The organism is Alteromonas sp. LOR, from assembly GCF_000753865.1.
GTDB lineage: Bacteria > Pseudomonadota > Gammaproteobacteria > Enterobacterales > Alteromonadaceae > Alteromonas.
The window spans coordinates 25500-31499 of the sequence record NZ_JQFW01000022.1 but is presented as its reverse complement, the minus strand read 5'-3'; the positions used below and the strand labels follow the sequence as shown (position 1 = coordinate 31499).

Genomic DNA, 6000 nt, shown 5'->3' with positions numbered 1-6000 from the left:
GCGGAGCGGACGGGACTCGAACCCGCGACCCCCGGCGTGACAGGCCGGTATTCTAACCAACTGAACTACCGCTCCACATAACCGAGCTTACATTGTAAAACTAAATAATAACTAAATGGCGGAGCGGACGGGACTCGAACCCGCGACCCCCGGCGTGACAGGCCGGTATTCTAACCAACTGAACTACCGCTCCGAAGACCTTTTAGTTATATCATTGAAAGTGGCGGAGCGGACGGGACTCGAACCCGCGACCCCCGGCGTGACAGGCCGGTATTCTAACCAACTGAACTACCGCTCCACAATCTCAATGTTATCAGTGAGTTAAAAAGGTTGCTGTAACCCTGTGCCCTCACTGCGGCGCAGATAATACGTATTCCCCAATGTGGAGTCAATGCTTTTTATTAATAAAATTGTCATCTGCAGTTTGTTTGCCTGTTAAATAAACACAATGTCGAAATAAAATCCAAGATGGGCAATTTTACGCCAAGACTAAGACCTACAGGCCTAGCTTTCATCCTGTTTTTTCTTTTTAAACATCGCAAACAATTTCTTTATCCCTTTAGGGCTGTCATCTAGGGTCAGATTAGACTCATCAGCAGCATTGTCTTTCGCTTTTTTCTTAAGCTCTGCTTTTGATGGCTTAGCCTTTCCACTACTTCCCTTTTTTCGTTTTAAGATAATAATAACAGCGACAATAAGGCCAATGAGAATGATTGAACCGTTAATGGCGATGATCAGAAGCGTCAGTGTGGCAGAATCCATATCGCCCTCAGACGACTGTTCGGTATCAAGGGGCATTTCAGTGTTGCTGGTAACCAATGGGGCGCTTCCATCTACAATAGGGTCTTCGCCGTACACGAGAGGGTCTTCTACCTCAGGCTCTGCAGGGCCCTGACCTAAAAAGGTGTATTCTGGTACATCGAGAATAAAGTCTCGGCCATCGGTAGTGGTGCCATAAGCCGTAAGCTTTATGCGAAATACGCCTTTTTCATAAGCAACAATCTGGTATTCCCTTGCGTCTGGTCCGCCTTCGGTAAGGGAAAAATTTTGTGTATCCCCATTGGGAAAGCGCACCTTTCCATCTACTAACAAGGAATCAATTTGCACGAGCTCTCGGTCTACATCAATAAGCAGGTTATGGTAGCCGGAATCGTTTTCATTCATTACCACCGAAATGTCTACGGGGTTTTCATGCAGTACGATTGGCGAGCCCTCTTGCTCGCGAGTCATCATTGGCGTTGCGACAGAAAAAACGGGTTTCCACTCTCCAGACGCTATTTTTAAATTGAACTGGCCGGTGAAAATACCATCTCCAGGCCGCTCATCCATACCTAGGCCATCGTCTTCAAACGTGGCAACTAACTCGTCTACTGCGCCAAAGTTGTTGTAGTTTGCATTATTGGTGCTTATAAATTCTATTTCCACATCCACAACGTTTCTAAATTCGTTGTTTTTTATTTCTTCTCCACCATTTGTGAGATAGGCCGTAGACTTTAAAATCTCGCCAGAAAAAAGAATGTTTGGAAGTGGGTCGGCGGTTAGCTCTATATCAGAAACAACCATTATTCGGCTTTCTGGCAGCACTTGCCCTACTGCTTGCCACGGGCCGGGGACAGGGTTTTTAATTGTGATCATGTCGAAGGAATCGGAATCGAACCACTCAACTTTTTCTTCGTCTACCCTTCCTTGAAATAACTTAGAGCCATCGGGGCGAACCAGCACAACGGGTGCAGAACCGTATTTGCGAAAGAACACCATGGTGATTTCTTCAACATTGTAGTCCACACGAAAACGATTCTTCAGCAATTCTATGGAATTGGTGTAATCATCTCCAAGCTCAGAGATAACAGAGGTGTCTACCGACTGCTTTGTATCTTCCTCTGGCGTTACCGCACCATCAGCAGTTTGTAGTGCAAGATCTTGCTGCTCCCGCAACGATTGTGAAGACGCGTTTGTACACCATGTGCCCAAAAGGACAATTACGCAATAAATCCACACTCTCACGTTGCTATGCTCCTGCTTTTAATTATGTCGGCTATCTACAGCTGGCTCGTTTTGATTACTGAGGTCGCCATATACAGCTACCACCCGCTTCCTGGACAATATTCAGGCGAGCTTCATGCTGTTCTAATTCATCGGCGCTGGCCTTGATAACCTTTAATTTATTTGCCGAACGCTCAATACGACGAAGTGCTGTAGCATCTGCATCACTGGTGCCGCTAGACGCCAATTTCAGTTTGGTCTGCCCACCTGTCATCAACAGATAAACATCGGCAAGAATTTCGGCATCGAGCAATGCACCGTGCAACGTTCGATGACTGTTATCTATACCGTAACGCTTACACAAAGCATCAAGATTATTTTTCTGCCCTGGGTGCATTTTTCTGGCAAGAGTGAGCGTATCCAAAACATCGCAGATTTTATTGGTAACCACACCTTTAGTTCGCGCTTCCATTTTGAATTCATGGTCCATGAACCCAACGTCAAAGGGCGCGTTGTGAATCACCAACTGTGCACCTTTGATAAAATTCACGAAATCATTCGCCACAGTTGAAAACACCGGTTTATCTGCGAGAAATTCATTGGTAATACCATGTACTTCTATCGCTTCTTGCTCTATGTGACGACCGGGGTTGATGTAAGCGTGAAAGTGATTACCGGTTAAACGACGGTTTACGACTTCAACACAGCCAATTTCAATGATTCTATGGCCTTCTTTAGGGTCAATACCCGTCGTCTCAGTATCTAAAACAATTTGGCGCATACATCCTCTGCTATTAATGTGTTTCTATTTTTTGATAGTATATCAAGGCCTTCACTACAGGCTAAGGGAAATAGTTAAAATAAATGTATCAGTACCTTATAAAAGAGCTAACAACAGCCGAATAAAAGCTGGTAGGCGCCTAACACATAAAGGATACTTCTTGCCAAAAGCTGCGTTTACCAATGCTGCAATAAGCGAGTGCGTGAATAAAAAGCTGCAGTTACAAAGCGTGCGGTGAAAACATATGGGAAAAGAAGACATGACACAGAAAACCATAGATATTTTTACCGATGGCTCCTGTCTAGGTAATCCAGGGCCAGGGGGATATGGCGCCGTACTTATCTATAAAGGTCATAGGAAAGAATTAAGCGATGGCTTTGCGCATACCACCAACAATAGAATGGAGCTACTGGCTCCCATTGAAGCGCTAAACTCTTTAACAGAAACCTGCAAGGTAGAACTCACCACCGATAGCCAATATGTTAAAAATGGGATTAATCAATGGATCCATAACTGGCGCAAAAACGGCTGGAAAACATCAGACAAAAAGCCTGTGAAAAATGCAGATTTATGGAAGCGACTAGACGAGGCAGTGAAAAAGCATTCCGTTAACTGGCATTGGGTAAAGGGGCATTCAGGTCACCCAGAAAATGAACGATGTGACGTATTAGCAAGAACTGCGGCTGAATCTAAGCCAACGAAACCAGACGATGGTTTCGTTGCCAAATAGATTGCTTTAGGTTCAATTTACCAAGACACCACTATCTTGCCCTTTGTATCATTACTTTCTAAACGAGCATGGGGCTTACTTATGTCTTTAATGTTGTAATGCGTGTCTAGATTCACCATCAGCTCACCTGTTTCAAACGCTGGCAAACAAACTGTGGCAAAGTCACTAATAAGATTTGCTTTGTACCCATCGCTGCGATTGCGAAGGGTCGTTCCCGTGATAGTGGCGCGTTTACCGAGTAATAGTGCCATATCTAAATTATCAGCATACCGCCCGGCTAACATGGCAAGGTTAACGATAATGCCATCTTGTTTTATTACGCTGAGGTTTTTATTGAGATAGTCTCCCCCAACCATATCAAGCACCATATCAATGCCTTCAGGCCATTCCCGTTTAATTTCATCGGCAAATGATTGTGTTTTATAGTTTATCAGTAGCTCTGCCCCATTCTCTTGGCACAAATTCAACTTTTCCTGAGCTGACGCCGTCACTGCACTGTGTACCCCCCAATAGCGACATAGCTGTGTAGCCGCCAGACCCACTCCGCTCGCGCCTCCATGGATAAGGGCATGCTGAGCGGGCTTCAAATGAGCTATGGTTCGCAAACATTGAAAGGCGGTTAAAAAGACCTCCGCAAGCCCCGCTGCTTCAACAAAAGGCATGCCTTCAGGAATAGCCATTAAATGGGAAGGGTTAACAATAGCTTCTGTTGCGTATCCACCACCGGCGACGAGTCCAAACACGCGATCACCCTCTTTTACATTGGTGATGCCTGATGCCACTTCCGTTACCGTTCCTGCAACTTCTAATCCTAGTATTGGGCTTTCTCCCGGTGGAGCCGGGTAATGTCCTTGACGTTGTAACGTATCAGCGCGATTAACGCCAAAAGCGTTCACCGCCACTTTTACCATTCCATCGGGCAGCTCATAGGACTCTCTTTCTTTAACAACGAGTTCTGATGGCGAACATCCTTTTTCAAAGTCTACGTAATACATTTTGCTCTCCTGTAGGTAACCGCATTTGCGGATATGACTTGTTTACGGGACTGCCAAGGTTAAAGTTTAGTAAGCGCTTGGCCTGCTGGCGTTGTCATCTCAATTTTTTTCACAACAGATACCAACACAAAGTAAGCTAAATTTCGGTATAATATTGCTTACGTGGTCGTTCGAGTGGTCGTTGCGTAGTTATTCGCGGAAGCACCCATGTGGCTTTCCACGCATTTTCATCCTCTTTAAACCGTTTTATATCTACTTTATTTAGTAAGAGAGCCTTCATGTCAGCACAAGTCATCCTTCAGCCCAATCGAGATAAATCGTTGCGTCGGCGCCACCCGTGGATTTTTGAAAGCGCGGTAGCTGAAGTAAAAGGTCGAGCAAAGCTTGGCGATACGGTAGATGTTTTCGACTCTGAAGGTGAATGGTTAGGACGCGGGGCTTATTCTCCAGAATCGAAAATTCGAATTCGGATGTGGACATTTAAAAAAGATGAAAGCATCGACAACGGCTTTTTTATGCGCAAATTAGAAACTGCACTAGTCCTTCGTAAACGCTTGTTCAATCCCGCAACAACTAACGCATTTAGATGGATAGCGTCAGAGAGTGATGGCCTGCCTGGCATTACTATCGACTTATACGACAACGTGGCCGTGGTTCAACTGCTCAGTGCTGGTGGAGAAAAACACAGAAGCAAAATAGTGTGGGCAATTACTAAACTACTTCCTGATGTGCATATCTATGAGCGCAGCGATGTAGATGTGCGCAAAAAAGAAGGGCTAGAACCAGTGATGGGCGTATTACACGGCACACCACCTAGCCAAGTTACCGTTTTAGAAAACGGCCTCAAGATTGTTGTTGATATTGAAAATGGCCACAAAACAGGGTTCTACCTCGACCAAAGAGACAGCCGAGCTGCCGCCGGCTATTATGCAAAAGACGCCGACGTATTAAACTGCTTTAGTTATACCGGCACCTTTTCATGTTATGCGCTTAAAGGTGGTGCAAATTCAGTTACCAACGTCGATGTGTCTCAACCCGCTTTAGACTTAGCAAAACACCACGTTACTATTAACGAACTTGACGAAGATAAAGCGCAATACATCAATAAAGACGTTTTTAAAGCATTACGAGAGTATCAAAGTGAAGGAAAACAGTTTGATATGGTTATTCTCGACCCACCAAAGTTTGTCGATAACAAGGCTACTCTCAATCGCGCTGCCCGTGGTTACAAAGACATTAATATGTACGGCATTCATGCGGTGAGATCAGGGGGGCTTCTACTGACGTTTAGTTGCTCTGGCCTGATGCCTGCAGATCTATTTCAAAAGATTGTTGCCGATGCCGCCCTTGATGCAGGCCGTACCATAAAGATTATTGCTAGGCTTAATCAAGCCTCTGACCACCCTATCATTGGTAGCTACCCTGAAGGATATTACTTGAAAGGCCTGGTTTGTGAGGTCACTGACGACTAGCGTAAAACGCGCTAGTCGTCTAACTTGACAAGCGTTTGC

Annotated in this window: 5 protein-coding genes and 3 tRNA genes; 2 read left to right on the top strand and 6 right to left on the bottom strand. The window is 45.1% G+C overall.

What is annotated here, in order from left to right:
• Position 1 precedes the first annotated feature (1 nt).
• From JV36_RS0109360 to dnaQ, 5 genes are all read right to left on the bottom strand, one after another.
• Positions 2 to 75 (bottom strand) — tRNA-Asp (locus JV36_RS0109360).
• 41 nt (positions 76 to 116) lie between these two features.
• A tRNA-Asp gene (locus JV36_RS0109355) sits at positions 117 to 193 on the bottom strand.
• A gap of 28 nt (positions 194 to 221) precedes the next feature.
• Positions 222 to 298 (bottom strand) — tRNA-Asp (locus JV36_RS0109350).
• Positions 299 to 504: 206 nt separating this feature from the next.
• Positions 505 to 2004: a TIGR03503 family protein gene (locus tag JV36_RS0109345; protein ID WP_032095777.1), complete on the bottom strand. Its 1500-nt coding sequence runs from the start codon at positions 2002 to 2004 to the stop codon at positions 505 to 507.
• A 55-nt stretch (positions 2005 to 2059) separates the two neighbouring features.
• Positions 2060 to 2764: a DNA polymerase III subunit epsilon gene (gene dnaQ, locus JV36_RS0109340; protein WP_032095776.1), complete on the bottom strand. Its 705-nt coding sequence runs from the start codon at positions 2762 to 2764 to the stop codon at positions 2060 to 2062.
• Between the two features lie 259 nt (positions 2765 to 3023).
• Here dnaQ and rnhA point away from each other — a divergent pair, with 259 nt between their 5' ends.
• Complete coding sequence (gene rnhA, locus JV36_RS0109335) at positions 3024 to 3494, top strand: ribonuclease HI (RefSeq protein WP_032095875.1); 471 nt, start codon at positions 3024 to 3026, stop codon at positions 3492 to 3494.
• 17 nt (positions 3495 to 3511) lie between these two features.
• On the opposite strand, the gene JV36_RS0109330 is transcribed toward rnhA, so the two are convergent.
• Positions 3512 to 4489: an NAD(P)H-quinone oxidoreductase gene (locus JV36_RS0109330; RefSeq protein ID WP_032095775.1), complete on the bottom strand. Its 978-nt coding sequence runs from the start codon at positions 4487 to 4489 to the stop codon at positions 3512 to 3514.
• A 278-nt stretch (positions 4490 to 4767) separates the two neighbouring features.
• Between JV36_RS0109330 and JV36_RS0109325 the strand changes: the two genes are divergently transcribed.
• Positions 4768 to 5961, top strand: coding sequence for a class I SAM-dependent rRNA methyltransferase (locus JV36_RS0109325; protein WP_032095774.1), 1194 nt, complete (start codon positions 4768 to 4770; stop codon positions 5959 to 5961).
• Positions 5962 to 6000: the final 39 nt, after the last annotated feature.

Excerpts from the sequence above, each read along its gene's own strand:
- dnaQ (WP_032095776.1), bottom strand. The coding sequence starts at position 2,764 with ATGCGCCAAATTGTTTTAGATACTGAGACGACGGGTATTGACCCTAAA.
- rnhA (WP_032095875.1), top strand. The coding sequence starts at position 3,024 with ATGACACAGAAAACCATAGATATTTTTACCGATGGCTCCTGTCTAGGT.
- JV36_RS0109330 (WP_032095775.1), bottom strand. The coding sequence starts at position 4,489 with ATGTATTACGTAGACTTTGAAAAAGGATGTTCGCCATCAGAACTCGTT.
- JV36_RS0109325 (WP_032095774.1), top strand. The coding sequence starts at position 4,768 with ATGTCAGCACAAGTCATCCTTCAGCCCAATCGAGATAAATCGTTGCGT.